This is a genomic window from Ruegeria sp. CF5 (genome assembly GCF_056537325.1).
Genome location: NZ_JBQFRI010000005.1, coordinates 323176 through 342387 on the forward strand (window position 1 = coordinate 323176; position 19212 = coordinate 342387).

The following is a 19212-nucleotide window of genomic DNA, read 5'->3' on the forward strand; positions in this document are numbered from 1 at the left end:
TCCTTACTGAACCGGAAAGATCACGTTGGTCTGTCCGGTACCGGAACTGGGGAAATATTCGGTAATGACTTCGCAGGGCGCGGTGTAACTGTCCCAGCCCAGCGCACCGTAAAGCATGGCGGTATCGTGCATTGACCCCTCTCCACAACAATATTCGGCATATTCTCCGAGCATCTTCAGGAACGTCGCGTGATCACCCCTTTGCCACATATCCAGAACGTGCAGATCGACCTGACGATTGAATTCCGAGCTGATGGTGAAGGTGCCGTTGTTGGCCGCATAGTCCTTGTTGGCCCAGATTTTGTGGCTGAGCGAACCTGATGCGACCAGCAGAACCTTACTGTCACTCGCCTCGATCGCGGCCCGGATCGCCTCGCCAACGATGCGGCTTTCATCGTGACCGTGAACGGTGCACCAGGCAGCAACGGAAACCACCTTGAAATCCCCTTCGCGGGACATGAAGCGCATCGGAACCAACGTACCGTATTCCAGTTCCAGCGAGTCGAGCTGATGCGACAAGGTATAGACGCCCATGTCGCTGGCTTTTTCCGCAATCGCATCGCCCAGCGCCGCGTTGCCTTCGTATTCGTAAGGCAGGTTCTGGATGAATTGCGGGAATTCATTTGAAGTGAACAGCCCCTTGAACCGATGGTTGGCGTTGATGTGATAGCCCGCGTTGATCACCCAGTGGGTATCGCAGATCACAATCGTATCCACACCCAGCGCCTTGGCGCGCCGTGCAATTTCCCTGTGCCCGTCGATAGCAGGTTTACGGGCACCTTCCAGGCGTCCAGGCTGTTCCGACATCAGCATGGTCGGAACGTGCGTGCATTTTGCTGCCAGAACGATTTCGCCCATTTTCTCCTCCTCAAAACAGGATGCGCGTTTCTATGCGGGTTCAGGCGCCAAGGCGCGGAATGGCGTGCTGGCCGGTGGCAAAGCCGACATGTTTTTGCTCCATGTAGAATTCAAACGACCAGTCCCCGCCGTCGCGCCCGATGCCGCTGGCTTTGACGCCGCCAAACGGGGTCGGCAGATGGCGAACGTTTTCGCTGTTGACCCAGATCATCCCGGCCTCAAGAGCGCTGGTAAAGCGCAGCGCACGAGTCAGATCGTTGGTCCAGACATATCCCGTCAGGCCATATTGAGTGTCATTTGCCAGTGTTAGAGCCTGATTTTCGTCCGTGAACCGGATCGCGGTCAGGACCGGACCAAAAATCTCCTCCTGCGCAATCGTCATGTCATTGGTCGCATCGGTAAACAGCGTGGGGCGCACGAACCACCCCTTGTCACCAACCCTTTCACCGCCCGCTGCGATGGTTGCACCATCTTTCCTTGCGATATCGAAATAGGACGTAACCTTGCTGAAGTGCTCCTGATGGATCAGCGGGCCGATCTCGGTCGCCGGATCCAACGGATGGCCAACGCGAATATTATTCACACGCTCCGTCAGTTTGGCCAGAAACTCATCCGCTACACTGTCCTGAATGAGCAGCCGGGAAGACGAGGTGCAGCGTTCGCCATTCAGCGAGTAGATCATGAATATCGCCGCATCAAGCGCACGGTCCAGATCGGCATCGTCAAACACGATGACCGGGTTCTTGCCGCCAAGCTCGAAATGCACCCGCTTAAGCGTTTCGGCCCCCTGTCTCATGATCATTGAACCGGTTTTGCTTTCGCCAACAAAAGCGATGGCCTTGATATCGGGATGTTCCGTCAGGCGCTTGCCCGCATCCTCGCCAAATCCGTTTACAAGGTTCCAGACCCCGGCGGGAAGGCCGGCCTCATGCGCGATTTCGGCCAGTATTCTGGCAGTCAGCGGCGAAAACTCTGCCGGTTTGTGCACTACCGTACATCCTGCCGCCAGAGCAGGCGCAATTTTCCAGGTGCTGAGCATAAACGGCGTGTTCCATGGTGTAATGACACCCACCGGTCCGATCGGAACCCGCGTCGAGACATTCATCAATGTCGCGGACTGCAGATTCTGCCCGTCCCGGGCCGCCGGTGCGCGATCGGCGAAGAACCTGAAATTTTCAGCCCCACGCAGGGCAGCCTTGGACATGAACCGCAGGGCCTGACCTGTATCCCAGCACTCGCAAAATGCGATCTCTTCTGCACGCTCGACAATCAGATCGGCGATGCGATGCAAAATCTTCTTGCGCTCAAGCGCTGGCATGTCGCGCCACGCGGGAAAGGCCGCTTTGGCCGCAGCTGCGGCCGCGTCAATATCTTCGGCCCCGCTTCGCGCCACAGGGCAGATCAGGCTTTCGTCCACCGGAGAATGTGTTTCGAAGGTCTCGCCGGATAATGCCGGAACCGTTTCGCCGCCGATCAGGTTCAGGATTCCATCGCCGCGAAAGCGGTCGAGATGCTTTTCCAGTTTCGTGATGTTTGCTTGCAGGTCAGTCATCTCAGTCAACCTTTTTCAGATGGTCCCGGATCGTGCCGGTTTTTGGGGACAGGTCCGGATCGATGTCCCGCATCTCGAGGGACAGGGCGATCGGGAATTCTTGCAGCGCCGGTTCAAGAAAGGCTTTTGCCGCACCAAAGATCTCTTGTGTTGCAGCCTTACGCGTTTGCAAATCACGTCCGCCGCGCAACCGGACAAAAATGTCGATATAGCCGTGCGAAGGATCACCGTCGGCAATGGAAACATGATCGGCGCGGATGGCCCTGACCCTGATACCAGCCATGGGCAATACGTCCGTTGCAATCGCCGCTTCGCGCAGAGCGTCGCAAAATCCGGCCATATCAACCCGGTCTTCCATATTGGCTGAATAGTCCACGGTGATATGCGGCATGCGACTCCTCCTTTTGTTAACATGTGAAGTATTTTTCTGATTCTGTCAAGCGCGCTGGCAATCACCGGTTGCGGCGCAGCGGGAATTCGGCAAGGATTCCGCATGACCAATGACTTGCCACTGACATCCAGATCCCTGCCAATCGCATTACTGCGTGCACGGGAAAGCGTGATGGGCCCGATCCGAACGATGCTTGCAGATGTGGGTATCACCGAACAGCAGTGGCGCGTCTTGCGCGTCCTGCAGGAAGAAGGAGCGCAGGATCCCACAAGGATCGCCGAGCGTGCCTGCCTACTGTTGCCTAGCCTGACGCGGATACTGCAAAAGCTAGAAGAAAAGGCTCTGATTCAGCGTAAATCGGACCCAAGCGACCGTCGCAGACAAATCGTCGAGATCACCGAATCCGGAAATCAGATCATTCAGGTCAATTTGACGACAAGCATTCAGGCGTCCGAGCGTATTCGCGCGCATCTTGGCCCGAAAGGTTATGAAACGTTGCTGGACTTACTGAATGAGCTGAACGAGATGGACAGCTGATCCGCCGCAAATGCGACAAACCCGTGTAAGTCACGAGGAACGGCAGATATGAACAACGCTCTCTTTTCACTCCCCCAAGCGCCCCAAATTCCGGTAAACGGAGAAACCGGGGCATATCCAGTGGGGCGAATTTTTTGCGTCGGACGGAACTATGCGGCCCACGCAGCCGAGATGGGAAACGAGGTCGATCGCGAGGCACCTTTCTATTTCACCAAATCCGCACCACATGCGATCTTGTCGGGTGCGGTGGTTCCTTATCCACCTGGAACCGACAACTACCATCACGAGATGGAGCTGGTGCTGGCCATCGGTGAACCTGTCTTTCGCGTCAGTAGGGAAAATGCGTGGGACGCGGTGTATGCCTATGGCTGCGCACTGGACATGACCCGGCGGGATTTGCAGATCAGTGAGCGCAACAAGAAACGCCCATGGGATCTGGGCAAGGATGTCGAAAGCGCCGCCGTTTTTGCGCCCCTGACCAAAGCGAGCGATTGGCAACCCTCTGACGGCAGACGCATCCACCTTGAAGTGAATGACACAACTCGACAGGACGCGTATCTTTCCGAGATGATCTGGAAGATCGACGAAATCATCAGCCATCTTTCAGGATTCTATCACTTACGGCCGGGAGATCTGATCATGACCGGCACTCCGGCAGGGGTTGGTCCGGTTGTAGCGGGCGATGTGATTACTGGTGGAATCGACGGCCTTGATCCCATCAGGCTGACGCTGACTGAGGCCGAATAGTCACCCTCCCCGACTGACTCGAACGGCATTTGTTCGAACATAAACAAAGACGAAGCTTGCCTGTTGGCCCGTTTCAGTTGCAGTCTTGGAACCAAGAGGGAGACGTCACGCAACTGCAATCCGGCTTTGTCGCCAATCCGGGAAATCGGGCTGCGCCACTAAGGTCGGAAAAAAATGATGGCAATATTTTGCATATTTTCCGAAAATTTGCATTATATCGCCAGACAAGAGGGGTCAAAGGGAGGATCAAATGACCAATCGGAGAACGCTTCTGAGCATGATCGGAGGGGCCGCCGTTGCCGCGCTGGCCACCGGTTTCAGCGCAGGAACAGCCATGGCACAGGAGGTCACGCTTAAACTGCACCAGTTTTTGCCAGCGCAGGCCAACGTGCCGAAGCTGGTACTGGATGTCTGGGCAGACAACGTGGAAAAGGACTCGGACGGCCGCATCAAGGTTGAACGGTACCCGTCCATGCAGCTGGGCGGAAAACCCCCGGAACTGATGGATCAGGCAATCGACGGCGTGGCGGATGTTGTCTGGACCGTCGTTGGATACACGCCAGGTCGGTTCCCCAGTACCGAAGTATTCGAACTGCCCTTCATGATGACCAATGCCCGGGCGGTTTCCCACGCGTATTGGGAAATGTTCGAAAAACACATGAAGGATGACGAATTCAAGGACGTCCACATTCTCGGGACCTGGGTACATGGTCCCGGCATGATCCATACTGCAGACCCGGTCGAAAGCCCGGATGACCTGCAGGGGATGAAGATTCGCGGCGGGTCGCGCTCGGTCAACTCGCTGCTGACCAAGCTGGGGGCGACACCGGTTGGCATGCCCGTGCCCGCCGTTCCCGAGGGCCTGTCGAAAGGGGTGATCGACGGCACCACGATTCCATGGGAAGTCACAACCGCCCTCAAGGTGCCGGAACTGGTTGAAAACCACACCGAATTCGATGGCCGTGCGCTGTATACCCTGACCTTCGTACTGGCAATGAACAAGGACAAGTACGACAGCCTGCCGGACGATCTGAAGAAGGTGGTCGACGACAATTCGGGTCTGGAGTTTTCGGTGTTTGCCGGGGGAACGCAGGCGGATGCGGACGGTCCGGCACGCGTTGTGGCCGAGGATCTGGGCAACAACATCATCACCATCGATGAGGCCAGCGTCGCAGAATGGCGTGAACTGGCCCAGCCGATCTATGATGAGTGGATCGCCGACATGGATTCAAAGGGCAAAGACGGTCAGGCTTTGCTGGAAGAGGCGCAGATGCTGATCGAAAAGTACACGCCGGAATATTCGAACTGATCCGGCAACTGACTGCAGGTCGCAGCGCAAAGGTGCTGCGGCCGAACATTCCGAAGAACAGGCCAAGAGTTTATGCACAAAGTAATGATGGGGCTGGCCAGAACATTGGCCATCATTGGCGGGATTGTCCTGAGCGCGCTTATCCTGCTGACCTGCATATCCATCTCGGGCCGCTTGCTGAACGGGTTCTTTCACGGAGAGTTCATGCAATCCCTTGCCCCGGGCTTTGCCGACTGGGCGATCGGCATCGGCATCGGGCCTGTGAACGGTGATTTCGAACTGGTCGAGGCCGGAGTGGCCTTTGCCATCTTCTGCTTCCTGCCACTGTGCCAGATCACTGCCGGTCACGCGTCGGTCGACATTCTGGCCAACACCTTTTCCAAGGGCGTCAACCGGTTCCTTCGCATGGTGACCGAGATTGTCTTTGCAGGTGTTCTGATCCTGATCACGTGGAAGCTGGGGGACGGCATGGTCAGCAAGAAAGCCTATGGCGAGACGACCTTTTTGCTGCAATTCCCGATCTGGTGGGCCTATGCGCTCAGCTTTACCGCCTCGTTGGCGGCGGCGATTGTAGGCGTCTACATGGCCTGCGTCCGTACCTATGAATTTGCAACTGGCCGCATCCTGATCTGGGACGGCGTGGAGGCATCCCATTGACCGCCCTCGAGATCGGTATTGCGTCCTTTCCCGCATTGATGGCGCTGATTTTCCTGCGCGTTCCCATTGGACTGGCCATGTTTCTTGTGGGTCTCGTCGGGCTTGTTTTGGTCACTGATGGCACGCAGGTTGCCTTTGCGCGCCTCAAGAACGAAACCTACACGACCTTTTCAAGCTATTCGCTGACCATCGTGCCGATGTTCCTGCTGATGGGACAGTTTGCGACGCTTGGCGGGATGTCGAATGCCCTGTTCAAAGCCGCCGAGGGCTGGCTGGGTCACAGGCGCGGCGGCGTCGCCATGGCCTCAATCGGCGCTTGCGCAGGATTTGGGGCCATTTGCGGGTCCTCTCTGGCCACGGCGGCCACGATGGGGCGCGTCGCTCTGCCGGAACTTCGTCAATACGGCTATGCCGGCGGGTTTTCCACGGCAACGCTGGCTGCGGGCGGCACGCTGGGTATCCTCATTCCGCCCTCGGTCGTGCTCGTGATCTATGCGATCCTGACCGAACAGAATATTGCCAAGCTGTTCCTTGCCGCGTTCATCCCCGGAATTCTGGCCGCCATCGGCTACGTCATCGCGATATCGGTCTATGTGCGCCTATACCCCGAAAGCGCCGGCACCCGTCCGCCGGTGCCCTATTCAGAGCGGTTTGCCGCCTTGTTGAACGTCTGGCCGGTGCTGGTCGTCTTCGGGCTGGTTGTCGGCGGTATCTATCTGGGGTGGTTCACCCCCACCGAAGGGGCGGCTGTAGGTGCATTCGGCACCGCTGTCATCGCCTTTTTTAACGGCGGCCTGACACGGGAAACGCTGACAGACAGCTTTCTTGTCACCGCACGTTCGACCGCGATGATCTTTTTCATCATCCTTGGCGCGGCCTTCTATAACGGTTTTCTGGCCCTCACGCAGGTGCCGCAGGAACTGTCGAACTATGTGGTCAGCCAGGGCTTTTCCCCTTGGATGGTATTGGCACTGATCCTGTGTTTCTATCTTGTGTTCGGGTGTCTTATGGACAGCCTGTCCATGATCCTTCTGACAGTTCCGATTTTCTTTCCGGTCATATCAGCAATGGATTTTAACCTGATCTCGCTACCCGCCATGCAGGCAGATGCCGCTATGGAGGTGCTGCGTTCGGGTACGCCTGAAGGCATGGGCGCCGGGATGCTTGCATCGATTCAGGAGGCCATCGCAACCGGAACGGAACTCACCCGCGATCAGATGAAGGAGTTGGGCATCCGCGTCACACGTGGCATGGCGAACCGGATCGAGGCCGAACATGTCGCCATCTGGTTTGGTATTCTGGTTCTGATCGTGGTCGAGGTCGGATTGATCACACCTCCGGTCGGCATGAACCTGTTCATCATCAACGCCATGGATCGCACCACGCGCATGGTGGACACCTACAAGGCCGTTCTGTTCTTTGTCGCGTCGGATATCATTCGGGTCATCATCCTTGTCGCATTTCCGGCCATCACCTTGTTTTTGTTGCCGGGATAGCCGATAGGTGCATTAAGATGCACAAAAACCCTTTTGTGATCGGCACTATCTTGCATAAATGCGTTTGGAATGCATTATTGCGCGCCAGGGGAGGGGCGCGCGCGGGCTGGAGAGGAGGGCCACCCGCGCGTAGCACCTCCACCCAAACCGGGAGAGATGACCATGAACGGCAATGCGGCTCTGTACTTCGTGGATCGGCACGTGGACGAAGGCGGGTCGCACAAGACGGCTTTTCGGGAAGTCGCTGGGCATAAGCGCACCCTGTCCTACGGCGAACTGTCCGATACGTCGGGCCAGGTTGCCGGAGCGCTGAACCGGGCAGGCATCGCCAGGGAATCGCGGGCCGCGATGCTGGTTCTGGATCAGATCGAATTCCCACAAATTTTCTGGGGCTGCCTGAAGGCAGGCGTTGTGCCGGTACCACTGAACACACTGCTGGCCCCACCCGTCTACGAAACCATCTTGCACGACAGTCGCGCGACCTGCCTGTTTGTCTCTCAAGAGCTTTGGCCGGTCATCGGTTCAGTTGCGCTGACCTCGCCATATCTGGAACGTATTGTGGTGATTGGCTCGACTCCGGACGGGACCATAAGTTTCGATGCATTCATGGCAAATGCCATGCCGGTAAAGGCGGTTGACGCATCAGATGACGACACCGCGTTCTGGCTCTACTCTTCGGGTTCGACCGGCCAACCAAAAGGCGTTCGCCACGTCCACGCCAGCCTTAGGGCAACGGCAGATACCTATGGGGCGCAAGTTCTGCAGATCAAACCGGATGATATTCTGTTTTCTGCGGCCAAGCTGTTCTTTGCTTATGGTCTGGGCAATGCCATGACCTTTCCGATGTCCGTGGGGGCCGAAACCCTGCTTTTCAATGGCCGCCCTACACCAGAAGGCATGATCGAGATCATCGCAGCCGAACAGCCCACGGTATTTTGCGGCGTCCCCACACTCTACGCCGGGATGGTAGCACAACTTGAAGCCGGGGACGTGCCGAATGTCACCCTGCGCCGCTGCATTTCTGCAGGCGAAGCCCTGCCCGAAGAAATCGGCCGCAGCTGGGCACGGTTGTGGAACACCGACATACTGGATGGCGTAGGATCGACCGAAATGCTGCACATCTTTTTGTCCAACGCACCGGATGACGTTGCCTACGGCACATCGGGGCGTCCGGTTCCGGGGTACGAAACCCGCCTTGTCGACGAAACCGGCAGCGATGTTGGCGTTGGTGAATTGGGTGAACTGCTGGTGCGGGGCGCATCTGCCGCGGACGGATACTGGAACAAACGCAACAAAAGCCGCACGACATTCGAAGGCGAATGGACCAGAACCGGCGACAAATACGAAATGACCGAAGACGGGCGCTATGTCTATTGCGGGCGAACCGACGACATGTTCAAAACATCGGGTATCTGGGTGTCGCCGTTCGAGGTCGAACAGGCACTGGTGGCACACCCGGCGGTGTTGGAGGCGGCCGTTGTTGCGGCAAAGGATGGAAACGGATTGGAAAAGCCCAAAGCGTTCATTGTCCTGAAAGACGGCGAAGGCGGTGACCTTGCCGGGGAACTGCAGGACTTTGTGAAAGACAAGGTCGGCAAGTGGAAATACCCAAGGTGGATCGAATTTGTCGAAGATCTGCCCAAAACCGCGACTGGCAAGATTCAGCGTTTCAAATTGCGGGATGACATTTCATGATCGAATGGACCCGGTCCCCGGCGAAGCCCCTGAATGTCGGGGGTATTCGACTGGAATACGCGTGCTATGGACCTGCGCCGTCGGACGCCCCTGTAATCGTGTTGCTGCACGAGGGTCTGGGCAGCGTGGCCCTGTGGCGGGATTTTCCGCAGGAACTTGCGGACAAAACCGGGCTGGGTGTTCTCGCCTATTCCCGCCAGGGATACGGTCAATCCGATCCGGCGGACCTGCCGCGCCCCATGGATTTCATGACTCGTGAAGCAATCGACGTGCTGCCGCATGTTCTGGATCAATCCGGCGTGAAACACTGCATCCTGTTCGGGCATTCCGATGGGGCCACCATTGCCGCGATCTATGCCGGAAGCGTCGAAGACCACCGTGTGCGCGGGCTGATCCTGGAGGCACCGCATTTCTTTACCGAAGAAATCGGAATGGCTGAAATTGCCAGGGCGCGGGGCTCTTATGAAAATTCTGGTCTGAAAAGCAGGCTGGCAAAATACCACGATGATCCCGATGGCGCGTTTTTCGGATGGAGCGGCGCTTGGCTGAATCCGGCGTTCCGGACGTGGAACGTTGCCGAGGTGATCGACTATATTCGCGTACCCATTCTGGCCATTCAGGGGCGCAACGACCAATACGGGACGCTGGACCAGATCGCCGAGATCGAAACGCGCGCTTATTGCCCTGTCGATACCGCCATATTGGAATGCCGACATGAACCGCATGTCGAGGCGCGCGCGGCGACGCTGGAGGCTGTTGCGGAATATTGCACCCGGTTGCAGCGGATTGAAACGGCCAACGTCACCCCGGCCTGAACCGTGCGCCTTGTTTTACCCGATCATGCATATGTCCCGGGTCAGACCGGGCGGCATCCGGACGGGCTGTTTTCCGCGCTTGTGCACTCGGTCAGGCCCGAAATGTCCGTGGCTCAAATCAGGGCATCCGACGCCTGGCAGGGCGGGTGGGTTTTCTTTAATCACGGCTTCTTTTGGGAAGCGCATGAGGTCTGGGAACCCGTTTGGATGTGCCTGCCGCGACACTCGGATGAGCGCACCATGGTGCAGGCCTGCATCCAGCTTGCGAACGCGCATCTAAAGAAGATCATGGGACGTCCCAATGCCGTCCTGCGGCTTTGCGGGATGGTGGAGCGGCAGATCGAGGGCTTCAACAACTCTGCCCCTGTGTTCGGAGTTGACGTTTCAGAGCTGAATCGACGTGTTCAGTACCTGCATTCACACCCAATTTAAGCAACATATTGCAGAATACCGCGAGCTCGCCGTAAAATTTTACGTCATAAATGCATTATTTTGCCAATATCGCCTTGCCGCTGGAGTATCTGCAAACTACACTTCCCGGATGTCACATTGAGGTACCCGTCATGCCCCAGCGCATCGACTTTCAGACTGATCCATCGAAGTACCGCCATTGGCGCGTCGAATACGATGGCGATATTGCCAATCTGTTCATGGACGTGGACGAGAAAGGCGGGCTGCGCCCCGGGTATGATCTGAAGCTGAATTCATATGATCTGGGCGTGGATATCGAACTGTCCGATATCGTGCAACGGATGCGGTTTGAACATCCCGAGGTCAGGGTTGTCGTGATGCAATCCGGAAAGGATCGCGTGTTCTGCGCGGGTGCCAACATACGGATGCTGGGTGGTGCCAGCCACGCGCACAAGGTGAATTTCTGCAAGTTCACCAATGAAACGCGAAACACTTATGAGGCCGCAGAAGAAGATTCGGGGCAGAAATACGTCGCGGCCATCAAGGGCTCCTGCGCTGGTGGCGGGTATGAACTGGCGCTGGCGTGCAATCACATCATGCTGACCAATGACAGTTCATCCTCGGTGGCCCTGCCAGAGGTACCGTTGCTGGCGGTATTGCCAGGAACCGGCGGACTGACCCGTGTGACGGATAAACGCAAGGTCAGGCGTGATCTGGCTGATGTGTTCTGTTCCCTCGAAGAAGGGGTGCGCGGTCAGCGGGCCGTCGACTGGAATCTTGTCGATGAAATCGCCCCGAATTCCAGATTTGATGAGGTTGTGCAGGAGCGCGCGCGCGAATTCGCAAGTGCTGCGGATAAGCCAAGCAACCTGAAAGGCATCGTGTTAGAGCCACTTTCCCGGACTTTCGGCGATGATGGATCAATCACCTATTCCAGCGTCGAGGTAGCACTGGACCAAACTGCCGGCACTGCAACGATAACGATCAGGGGTCCGGAACAGGATGCACCGTCCGATATCGATGAGCTGTTGAAGCAAGGCGCAGAAACCTGGAGCCTCAGGACCGCGCGAGAGCTTGATGACGCCATTTTGCATCTACGCCTGAATGAGAGGAAGGTTGGCCTGATCGTCTTTCAGACCCAGGGCGACCCTGCGCATGTTCTGGCGCACGAAAGGTTCCTGCTCGACAATCGCGACAACTGGCTGGCCAACGAAATTCTGCTCTATTGGAAACGCGTGCTGAAACGGGTCGACATGACCTCGCGCAGCCTAGTGGCGTTGGTGGAACACGGGTCCTGTTACGCCGGGATGCTGGCTGAACTGCTGTGGGCCGTGGACCGGTCTTACATGATGCTGGACGAGTTCGAGGGCGACAATCGACCGCTGGCGACGATCACGCTGAGCGAGGGCAATTTCGGCACCTACCCAATGGGCAACGATCTGACCCGGTTGGCCACGCGGTTCTGGGGTGATCCCGACAGCGCAGAGGCGCTGAAAGAACACATCGCCGAAGCGCTGGATGCCGAAGGCGCAGAAAAGCTGGGGCTGGTTACCTATGCCTTTGACGATATCGACTGGGAAGACGAGGTGCGCATCTTTCTGGAGGAACGCGCCAGCTTTTCCCCCGACGCAATGACGGGGATGGAGGCGAACCTGCGCTTTGCGGGACCAGAAACGATGGAAACACGGATATTCGGTCGGCTGACGGCCTGGCAGAACTGGATTTTCCAGCGCCCCAACGCTGTTGGGCCGGATGGTGCGTTGCAACGCTATGGCAGCGGGTTGCGCGGTGAATATGACATGGAACGTGTGTAAGGCCGGCGGAGGAGAGATATGCTCGACCTGATCAACGTAAGTTACGACACCCAGATACCCAATAATGTGGGTCTAAGTCAGGACAAGAAGGTGCTGAAGGCGCTGGAAAAGTGGCACCCCGGTTATATCAACTGGTGGAACGATCTGATCCCGCAGAACTTTCAGGACTCGCTTGTGTACCTGCGCACCGCCGTCAGTGTTGACCCTAAAGGTTGGGCCAAGTTCGACTATGTGAAAATGCCGGAATACCGCTGGGGCGTTTTGCTGGCCCCACAGGTTGAGGAACGGATAATTCCCTGTGGCGAACACAAGGGGGAACCGGCGTGGCAGGAGGTTCCGGGCGAGTACCGCAATATGCTAAAGCGCCTGATCGTCATTCAGGGTGATACGGAACCTGCCTCGGTCGAACAACAGCGCCTGCTGGCTCTGACCGCGCCCTCGCTTTACGACATGCGCAATCTGTTTCAGGTGAACGTCGAAGAGGGGCGGCACCTCTGGGCGATGGTCTATCTGCTGCACAAGTATTTTGGCCGTGATGGCCGGGAAGAGGCCGATGATCTGCTGCGCCGCCAGTCAGGCTCGGAAGAAGCGCCCCGCATGCTGGGTGCCTTCAACGAGGAAACGCCCGATTGGCTGTCCTTTTTCATGTTCACCTATTTCACCGACCGGGACGGCAAGATGCAGCTGGAATCGCTGGCGCAGTCCGGCTTTGACCCGCTCAGCCGAACCTGCCGTTTCATGCTGACCGAAGAAGCGCACCACATGTTCGTGGGTGAAACCGGAGTTGGCCGCACGATTCAGCGCACCTGCGAAGTCATGAAGGAAAACGGGATCGACGACCCTTATGACATCGGCCGAATTCGCGATCTTGGTGTCATTGACCTGCCGACGATCCAGAAAAAGCTGAATCTGCACTATACCCTGTCGCTGGACCTGTTCGGGCAGGAGGTGTCGACCAACGCCGCCAATGCGTTCAACGCGGGGATCAAGGGCCGGTACATGGAAAGCCGCCTGAAGGATGACCACAAGTTGCAGAACGACACATACACGGTCTGGGATCTTGAGGACGGTAAAGCCGTGGCAAAACAGGTCCCTGCCCTGACCGCGATCAACATGCGCTTGCGGGACGACTATACCAAGGACGCCGCCGGTGGCGTCGGCCGCTGGAACAAGATTATCGAAAAACTGGGGATCGAGTTTGAACTGGCGCTTCCGCACGAGGCGTTCAACCGCAAGATCGGCGTCTTTGCAGATCAACGATTCAACCCGGAAGGCAAACTTGTCAGTGCTGAGGAATACGAACGTGGCCTGCAGGACTGGCTGCCGTCCGGCGCTGACGGCGATTTCATCCAGTCCCTGATGAAGCCATGTTACGAGCCCGGCGAATATGCCAGCTGGATTGCCCCGCCCAAGGTGGGCATCGACAACAAGCCAGGCGATTTCGAATACGTCAAACTGCACATGGCCTAGCGCCCGAATCCAGGCCGGATGCCGCAAATGGAAACAATTTGTGACGAAAACAGCATTGACGGACTCAGCATTTGTCCTGTTCGCTGGAACCGGCTTGTTCACAAGGGGAGACCCGCAATGCAGATCAACCGTTCCAAGGCCGAGACGCCGCAGCTCAAAGCCCTCGCCGGTCAGATATCCGCGCTGCAGGGGCCCTGTGTCGGGTGTTCCGACTGCGTCGGTCTGTGCGAAGCATTGATCGAAACGTTGGTTTTGCCTGACGTGATCCTGTCCAAAAACCGCGAGAGTTCATGAACCAGCCGCTCAAGCAGCACCTGATCGACCCTGAAATCTGCATTCGTTGCTACACATGCGAGATGACCTGCCCCGAGGAGGCCATCGAGCATGACGACATGAACGTCGTCGTGGACGCGTCCAAATGCAACGGCTGCATGGATTGCATCCCTGTCTGTCCCACAGGCTCGATCGACAACTGGCGTGTGGTCGCCACACCGTATTCGCTGGAAGATCAGTATGACTGGATGGAACTGCCTGAACAGCAAGAGGTTTCGGGTGAAAGCGAGATAGAAGCGCTGGACGAGGCGATCGAGGCCTTGCTGGAAGAGGCTCACAAAGGCGCAGGGGGCAAGGCCCGGGCGCCAGCAACGGCTTCGAAACCTTCAATCAGCATGTATGGGCTGGCCAAGCCGGCGCTGGCGAAAGTCACCGGCAATTTCCGCCTGACGGCAGAAGACAGCGACAGCGATGTCCGGCACATCATTCTGGATTTCGGGTCACTGCCCTTTCCGGTGCTCGAGGGGCAAAGCATCGGGATAATCCCGCCGGGCACCGACGAAAACGGCAATGCCCACCTGCCCCGGCTTTATTCGGTTTCCAGCCCCCGCGATGGAGAGCGGCCGAATTTCAACAACTTGTCGCTGACGGTCAAGCGCGAGGAGCTGGGGGTTTGCTCCAACTACGTTTGCGATCTCCGGCCCGGCGATTCTGTTCAGGTCACCGGTCCCTTTGGGGCAACCTTCCTGCTGCCATCAGACCCTAATGCGCAACTTTTGATGATCTGCACCGGTACCGGCTCAGCGCCATTTCGCGCCTTTACCATGCGGCGCCAACGCGAAAACCCTTCTCTGAACGGTTCGTTGACCCTTGTGTTTGGAGCGCGCCGTCCGCAGGAACTGCCGTATTTCGGACCGCTCAAAAAAGTGCCAGACGCATTTCTGACCAAGCATTTTGCGTATTCGCGTCAGGATGGGCAGCCAAAACACTATGTTCAGGACAAGCTGCGCGAACAGGCTGACAGGGTTGGTAAACTGCTGGCCGATCCGAATTTCTATATCTACGTCTGTGGCCTGAAAGCCATGGAGCAGGGCGTTGAAGAAGCCTTGGGTGATATTGCGCGTGGGGTAGGTCTGGATTGGGGCGACCTGCGCAATACCATGCGTGAAAGCGGTCGCTATCACGTCGAAACCTATTGAGATTACAGGACCGTTCGGCAATTGGGATTGCCCCTCCGGTCCGCCCGTCGTAATTTGTGCATTATTTCACATAAACGGCACGGCGGAATGAGCGAAACCAGAGGATTCAGAGACAACGACACGGCACAGGACGGCTCTGACCCGGCCGAAGCTTCGGTAAACGAACTCATTTCCCGTGTAGGCGAGAGGGTGAGGAAAGCCCGTCAGATGCGGGCCATCCCCCGTCGTGTCCTTTCCGAAATCTCCGGTGTGTCGCCCCGGTATCTGGCTCAGCTTGAGGCGGGCGAGGGCAATATTTCAATCGGCCTGCTGCAGCGCGTCGCCACGGCGCTGGATCATCGCATAGAATGGCTGATCAGCGAGGATGACCCCTGGAGTTCCGACGCGTTGCGTGTTGCCGATCTCTATCGAAACGCCAGTGAAGACGTGAAGAAGATGGTGCTGCATGCACTCAGCCCGGAACCCGAAGAGGTCCTGCGCGCCAACAGAATATGCCTTGTCGGACTGAGAGGGGCAGGAAAGTCCACTCTGGGTGCCCTGCTTGGTGCCCGATACGATCTGCCCTTCGTGGAATTAAACGCCCTGATCGAAGAACAGGCCGGGATGCCGGTGGCCGAGGTCATGGCGCTTTATGGTCAGGAGGGGTACCGGAAACTGGAATCCCGAGCCCTAAACCGGGTCATCGAAACCCACGACAAGATGGTCCTTGCCGTGGCAGGCGGTATCGTGGCCGAGCCCGAAACTTACAACACGTTGCTGGGCAGGTTCCACACAATCTGGCTGCGTGCTTCGCCGGTTGAACACATGGATCGGGTGCGGGCACAGGGTGATGAGCGTCCAATGGCCGGAAACCCCGAGGCGATGGAACAACTGAAATCGATCCTGACAAGCCGCGAGGCACTGTACGGTCGGGCTCAGGCGCAACTGGACACATCAGGCCAAGGCGTGCAGTCGTCGCTGGCCGAACTGAAAAAGCTGGTCGACGGCCGGGGTTTTCTTGATTGATCGTCAAAAACCTACTTTGAATCGCGAAGCCATCCATCTGCATAGACAACGCGGTCCATGCCTGAAAACCGGCGAACCCGCTCCAGTTCAGCGTCCAACCGTCGGGATCTGGCGGTTGACCATTTGACCCCTCGTTCCGGCCAAAGGGCCTTGACCCGCAATTCGCCGCAGTTCCGATGCGCCTTCATGTCAATCCGGCCTATCAGCCTGTCGCCTTCCAGAAGGGGAAACACATAATACCCGTACACCCGTTTGGGTTCCGGCACGAAAACCTCGATCCGGTAGTGAAAGCCAAACAGCCTCAGCGCCCGGTTTCTGTCGCGTAGCGCGGGATCAAAAGGACTCAGAACCCGCATACGCCCCGGGGCTGCAGGCAGTTTCCCAACCTCCGCCAGTGTTTCCGCGCGGGCAAAGGTCTTGCGAACACGCCCGTCGCAGCATTCAACCTCGATTTCCTCTATGACCCCGGCTTGCACGGCCCTCAGACACCATTCCTTTGCCTCAGCCGAAGAAACCGTGTCCCAGAAAGCCGCTAATTCGCCCGAAGTTGCAAAACCAAGCCGGTCCAGCGCTGCATTGCATAACCAGTCGACGGTGGCTTCGACATCACAAGGGGACAGACCGGGATGCAGGTGCGTCTCGATCACCCGTTCGGTCAGATCGTATCGTTTTTGAAACCCCTCGCGCCCGACAACCGTCAACGCGCCGGATCGCCAAAGGTATTCCAGCGCGGTTTTGGACGGATGCCAGTCCCACCAACCGCCCGAACCCTTCTTCTCATCCTTTCCAACATCGGATGAACCAACCGGACCCTGATCACGAATATGCTGAAGAACCGTTTCGAACTGTTTTTCAAACCCGTCCCGCCGCCAGTTCTTATACCGCGACCTTAGCAATTCCGCATCGCGTTGAAACCGAAGATGCCAATGGGGGTAGAACTCCATCGGAATAACAGCCGCATCGTGCGTCCAGTGTTCAAACAGGGCGCGGTCGCGTTCATAAAGCCGCTTGAGATCCCGGCTGCGATACGTCGGACGTCGCGCAAACAGGATCATGTCATGGGCGCGAGCCACAGTGTTGATGCTGTCAAGCTGAACGAACCCCAGACGATGGATCAGGGTCAGCAGATGCTCACCCGTGGCAGGCCCTGCAGGTTGTTCCAACAATGCATGGCGGTCCAGAAAAAGAGCCCGCGCCGCGCGATTGCCCAACCGTTGCAGCGCCACCTTCTCAGCGCCGTTTCAGTGTGTCGCCGAAGCTGATCTTGGGGGTCAGGTTCAGATGAACCTCTGTTTCCGCGTCCGGGTTCTCCAGCCGTTCGGAAATAATCCCCGCCGCCTTACGCCCGATCTCCAGCCTGCAGGCGTCCATCGTGGCCAGTTTGCGCGGCAAACCCTGAAGCAGTTCCACATTGTTGAACCCCGCCAATCCGATCTGGCCGGGCACATCAATGCCCTGATCCAACAGATAAAGCAGCCCCCCCGCCCCAATCATATCGTTGGAATAATACAGAAAATCCAGATCCGGCGATCGCTCCAGCATGGCCTTTGTCATCTCACGCCCCTTGGCCAGGGCCGATCCGCCGGAATAAAACTCGCGGTCTTCGATTTCGACGCCGTTTTTACCCAGAACTTCGGTGAACCCTTCAAATCGCTTCCGCGCCCTGTGGTCCAGCGGCATCTTGGTGCCCATAAAGCCGATGTGGCGATACCCAGCCTTCAGGATTGCCTGCGCCATTTCGCGTCCGGCCCGACGGTGTGAAATGCCAACCATGGCATCCACGGGCTTTCCGTCGGTATCCATGATTTCAACAACCGGAATGCCAGCCGAATCCAGCATCGCCCGAGCAGCGTCCGTATGTTCCAGCCCGGCGATGATGACGCCAGACGGACGCCAGGACAGCATCTCATACAGAACCTTTTCCTCTTTTTCGGGCAGATAGTCGGTGACACCTACAACCGGCTGCAGTTCCGTATCTTCCAGGACTTGATTGATACCGGTCAGAACTTCGGGGAAGACCATGTTCGACAGCGAGGGAATGATGACGGCGACAAGGTTCACCCGGTTTGATGCCAATGCACCCGCAATCTTGTTGGGTACATAGCCAAGCTCCTTGGCTGCCGCCAGAACGCGCTTGCGAGTGGCATCGGATACGTCCCCGCGATTGCGCAGAACCCGGCTCACTGTCATCTCTGACACTCCGGACGCTTCCGAGACATCACGAAGGGTGAGCGGGCGTTTTGTATCTGTGGTCACGAGGGTACCTGCATTGCTTGTTTTACCGGATGGTAGCGTGAACAGGGCAATCTTTACAACTGTTGCGCAAAGGCGATGACAAGCCTGAAAAAGGCGGGTACAGAGAGGTTCGCAGGCCCCGTGGCTCAACTGGATAGAGCAGCCCCCTCCTAAGGGGCAGGTTGCAGGTTCGAATCCTGCCGGGGTCGCGAAAACTACATTTATTAATACACACTTAGGGGTACTCAAGCCGTCCCTAATTTCGCGCGACTTGTAGAACTTCGCAGGAGCAATCAGCTGGATTCTGAAAACTCTCGTACAAGTCCTGTACAAAGGTGGCTTTCCGCTCTCCCTCGGCGAGGAAAGGTGAAATTCTAGCAATTAACCAGCATGGCGACGATTAAATCAAACTCAAAGCAAACTAGGAACAAACGGAATTTTTTATCAACGCCAACGGATTCTTTGAATAAAGGAAACAGCGCCCAAAAATTGGACCACTCATGATGTTCCAGAGTTACAGATTTAATCTGACGTCCTCAGAACAGCGGTGAAGTTCGCCAGGAACTGACGGGAGTACTTCCAGCGGGTTTGGCGTACGCAAGAAGCCCCGCGTTGTGCGAGGTTAAGCGTTTGATATCTGACTTATAAAGTTGGTTGCGGGAGCAGGATTTGAACCTGCGACCTTCAGGTTATGAGCCTGACGAGCTACCGGGCTGCTCCATCCCGCGACACTTTTGGTGGGCCTACC

At 57.2% G+C, this 19212-nt stretch carries 18 protein-coding genes and 2 tRNA genes; 14 read left to right on the forward strand and 6 right to left on the reverse strand.

Annotation, left to right across the window (positions count from 1 at the left end):
• Positions 1-3: 3 nt before the first annotated feature.
• The 3 genes from hpaD to ACR0NW_RS14565 are packed head-to-tail and all read right to left on the reverse strand — an operon-like array spanning position 4 to position 2801.
• Complete coding sequence (gene hpaD, locus ACR0NW_RS14555) at positions 4-858, reverse strand: 3,4-dihydroxyphenylacetate 2,3-dioxygenase (RefSeq protein ID WP_480450955.1); 855 nt, start codon at positions 856-858, stop codon at positions 4-6.
• Between the two features lie 40 nt (positions 859-898).
• Positions 899-2410, reverse strand: coding sequence for a 5-carboxymethyl-2-hydroxymuconate semialdehyde dehydrogenase (gene hpaE, locus ACR0NW_RS14560; protein WP_480450956.1), 1512 nt, complete (start codon positions 2408-2410; stop codon positions 899-901).
• Between the two features lies 1 nt (position 2411).
• Positions 2412-2801 carry a 5-carboxymethyl-2-hydroxymuconate Delta-isomerase gene (locus tag ACR0NW_RS14565; protein ID WP_480450957.1) on the reverse strand — a complete coding sequence of 130 codons (390 nt, stop codon included), beginning with the start codon at positions 2799-2801 and terminating at the stop codon, positions 2412-2414.
• A 102-nt stretch (positions 2802-2903) separates the two neighbouring features.
• Between ACR0NW_RS14565 and hpaR the strand changes: the two genes are divergently transcribed.
• The 13 genes from hpaR (at position 2904) to ACR0NW_RS14630 (ending at position 16229) form a co-directional block, all read left to right on the forward strand.
• Positions 2904-3338 carry a homoprotocatechuate degradation operon regulator HpaR gene (hpaR, locus tag ACR0NW_RS14570; RefSeq protein WP_480450959.1) on the forward strand — a complete coding sequence of 145 codons (435 nt, stop codon included), beginning with the start codon at positions 2904-2906 and terminating at the stop codon, positions 3336-3338.
• A 48-nt stretch (positions 3339-3386) separates the two neighbouring features.
• The gene (locus tag ACR0NW_RS14575) at positions 3387-4085 is read left to right on the forward strand and encodes a fumarylacetoacetate hydrolase family protein (RefSeq protein WP_480450960.1); all 699 of its coding nucleotides are present in this window, start codon (positions 3387-3389) and stop codon (positions 4083-4085) included.
• Between the two features lie 250 nt (positions 4086-4335).
• Positions 4336-5394 (forward strand): TRAP transporter substrate-binding protein, encoded by a 1059-nt coding sequence (locus ACR0NW_RS14580; protein WP_170653445.1) that lies wholly within the window; start codon positions 4336-4338, stop codon positions 5392-5394.
• 72 nt (positions 5395-5466) lie between these two features.
• Entirely contained in the window at positions 5467-6051 is a 585-nt protein-coding gene (locus ACR0NW_RS14585; RefSeq protein ID WP_480450962.1) for a TRAP transporter small permease, read from the forward strand.
• A complete protein-coding gene (locus ACR0NW_RS14590; RefSeq protein WP_170653441.1) occupies positions 6048-7547 on the forward strand; it encodes a TRAP transporter large permease in 1500 nt (499 codons plus the stop codon). The genes ACR0NW_RS14585 and ACR0NW_RS14590 overlap by 4 nt, the downstream gene beginning before the upstream one ends.
• Before the next feature lie 162 nt (positions 7548-7709).
• Positions 7710-9242 (forward strand): benzoate-CoA ligase family protein, encoded by a 1533-nt coding sequence (locus ACR0NW_RS14595; RefSeq protein ID WP_480450964.1) that lies wholly within the window; start codon positions 7710-7712, stop codon positions 9240-9242.
• Positions 9239-10057 carry an alpha/beta fold hydrolase gene (locus ACR0NW_RS14600; RefSeq protein ID WP_480450965.1) on the forward strand — a complete coding sequence of 273 codons (819 nt, stop codon included), beginning with the start codon at positions 9239-9241 and terminating at the stop codon, positions 10055-10057. Before ACR0NW_RS14595 ends, ACR0NW_RS14600 begins: the two co-directional genes overlap by 4 nt.
• Positions 10058-10060: 3 nt before the next feature.
• Positions 10061-10489, forward strand: coding sequence for a DUF309 domain-containing protein (locus ACR0NW_RS14605; RefSeq protein WP_480450967.1), 429 nt, complete (start codon positions 10061-10063; stop codon positions 10487-10489).
• A 131-nt stretch (positions 10490-10620) separates the two neighbouring features.
• Entirely contained in the window at positions 10621-12282 is a 1662-nt protein-coding gene (gene boxC, locus ACR0NW_RS14610) for a 2,3-epoxybenzoyl-CoA dihydrolase (RefSeq protein ID WP_480450968.1), read from the forward strand.
• An 18-nt stretch (positions 12283-12300) separates the two neighbouring features.
• On the forward strand, positions 12301-13752 hold the full coding sequence (gene boxB / locus ACR0NW_RS14615) for a benzoyl-CoA 2,3-epoxidase subunit BoxB (protein WP_480450969.1): 1452 nt from the start codon (positions 12301-12303) through the stop codon (positions 13750-13752).
• 117 nt (positions 13753-13869) lie between these two features.
• Positions 13870-14046, forward strand: coding sequence for a hypothetical protein (locus ACR0NW_RS14620; RefSeq protein ID WP_170653431.1), 177 nt, complete (start codon positions 13870-13872; stop codon positions 14044-14046).
• The gene (gene boxA / locus ACR0NW_RS14625; protein ID WP_480450971.1) at positions 14043-15224 is read left to right on the forward strand and encodes a benzoyl-CoA 2,3-epoxidase subunit BoxA; all 1182 of its coding nucleotides are present in this window, start codon (positions 14043-14045) and stop codon (positions 15222-15224) included. Before ACR0NW_RS14620 ends, boxA begins: the two co-directional genes overlap by 4 nt.
• Before the next feature lie 87 nt (positions 15225-15311).
• The gene (locus ACR0NW_RS14630) at positions 15312-16229 is read left to right on the forward strand and encodes a helix-turn-helix transcriptional regulator (RefSeq protein WP_480450972.1); all 918 of its coding nucleotides are present in this window, start codon (positions 15312-15314) and stop codon (positions 16227-16229) included.
• Positions 16230-16240: 11 nt separating this feature from the next.
• On the opposite strand, the gene ACR0NW_RS14635 is transcribed toward ACR0NW_RS14630, so the two are convergent.
• Positions 16241-17455, reverse strand: coding sequence for a winged helix-turn-helix domain-containing protein (locus tag ACR0NW_RS14635; protein WP_480450973.1), 1215 nt, complete (start codon positions 17453-17455; stop codon positions 16241-16243).
• Between the two features lie 4 nt (positions 17456-17459).
• The gene (locus ACR0NW_RS14640) at positions 17460-18485 is read right to left on the reverse strand and encodes a LacI family DNA-binding transcriptional regulator (protein ID WP_170653423.1); all 1026 of its coding nucleotides are present in this window, start codon (positions 18483-18485) and stop codon (positions 17460-17462) included.
• A 114-nt stretch (positions 18486-18599) separates the two neighbouring features.
• Between ACR0NW_RS14640 and ACR0NW_RS14645 the strand changes: the two genes are divergently transcribed.
• Positions 18600-18673, forward strand: a tRNA-Arg gene (locus ACR0NW_RS14645).
• A gap of 442 nt (positions 18674-19115) precedes the next feature.
• On the opposite strand, the gene ACR0NW_RS14650 is transcribed toward ACR0NW_RS14645, so the two are convergent.
• A tRNA-Met gene (locus tag ACR0NW_RS14650) sits at positions 19116-19192 on the reverse strand.
• Positions 19193-19212: the final 20 nt, after the last annotated feature.

Coding starts and splice junctions, on each gene's coding strand:
- boxC (WP_480450968.1), top strand. CDS start 10,621: ATGCCCCAGCGCATCGACTTTCAGACTGATCCATCGAAGTACCGCCAT.
- ACR0NW_RS14575 (WP_480450960.1), top strand. CDS start 3,387: ATGAACAACGCTCTCTTTTCACTCCCCCAAGCGCCCCAAATTCCGGTA.
- ACR0NW_RS14565 (WP_480450957.1), bottom strand. CDS start 2,801: ATGCCGCATATCACCGTGGACTATTCAGCCAATATGGAAGACCGGGTT.
- boxA (WP_480450971.1), top strand. CDS start 14,043: ATGAACCAGCCGCTCAAGCAGCACCTGATCGACCCTGAAATCTGCATT.
- hpaR (WP_480450959.1), top strand. CDS start 2,904: ATGACCAATGACTTGCCACTGACATCCAGATCCCTGCCAATCGCATTA.
- ACR0NW_RS14585 (WP_480450962.1), top strand. CDS start 5,467: ATGCACAAAGTAATGATGGGGCTGGCCAGAACATTGGCCATCATTGGC.
- ACR0NW_RS14580 (WP_170653445.1), top strand. CDS start 4,336: ATGACCAATCGGAGAACGCTTCTGAGCATGATCGGAGGGGCCGCCGTT.
- hpaD (WP_480450955.1), bottom strand. CDS start 858: ATGGGCGAAATCGTTCTGGCAGCAAAATGCACGCACGTTCCGACCATG.
- ACR0NW_RS14600 (WP_480450965.1), top strand. CDS start 9,239: ATGATCGAATGGACCCGGTCCCCGGCGAAGCCCCTGAATGTCGGGGGT.
- ACR0NW_RS14595 (WP_480450964.1), top strand. CDS start 7,710: ATGAACGGCAATGCGGCTCTGTACTTCGTGGATCGGCACGTGGACGAA.
- ACR0NW_RS14630 (WP_480450972.1), top strand. CDS start 15,312: ATGAGCGAAACCAGAGGATTCAGAGACAACGACACGGCACAGGACGGC.
- ACR0NW_RS14620 (WP_170653431.1), top strand. CDS start 13,870: ATGCAGATCAACCGTTCCAAGGCCGAGACGCCGCAGCTCAAAGCCCTC.
- hpaE (WP_480450956.1), bottom strand. CDS start 2,410: ATGACTGACCTGCAAGCAAACATCACGAAACTGGAAAAGCATCTCGAC.
- boxB (WP_480450969.1), top strand. CDS start 12,301: ATGCTCGACCTGATCAACGTAAGTTACGACACCCAGATACCCAATAAT.